The 411-nt window shown below is 45.0% G+C and carries 1 protein-coding gene; it reads right to left on the bottom strand.

Annotated features, from left to right (window positions below; all coding sequences use genetic code 11):
- Positions 1-212: 212 nt before the first annotated feature.
- Positions 213-411, bottom strand: a 199-nt coding sequence (locus tag L691_RS33655; protein ID WP_232229215.1) for a hypothetical protein, incomplete at its 5' end; no start/stop codon positions are given.

The following is a 411-nucleotide window of genomic DNA, read 5'->3' on the forward strand; positions in this document are numbered from 1 at the left end:
TGTCTGTTCGTTAATTGGGCAGACGTAGAAAAAAAAGCGACAAGAGCGCTGCTCCCCCAGGTATACCTCGTTTATGTCCTTCTCCTTCAAGGAGGCATGCTCTACGCAAACACGGCTCTAATCATTTATGAGCGAGGTGTGACTTATTTCACAATGATAACCAATAGAAAAGGCCGGACCTATCCTGTTATCAGGAAGTACCCGGCCTGCGGTTAACCGCTCAGCTCAATCTCTTGAATACCAATTGTTTTACTATGTTTTAATATACCGATTATGGTCGCAAAATTCAATCCCTGAAACGTGAATATAGTGTGATCATTTCCAGAAAAAGCAAAGGGGGTCTCCCAAAAGCCATGAAATGGCTGCTTGGGGCACCCCTCATGTTTAGAGCAGGATCGACGTGAGTGCTTG

Source organism: Paenibacillus zanthoxyli JH29, from assembly GCF_000520715.1.
Lineage (GTDB): Bacteria > Bacillota > Bacilli > Paenibacillales > Paenibacillaceae > Paenibacillus_AQ > Paenibacillus_AQ zanthoxyli.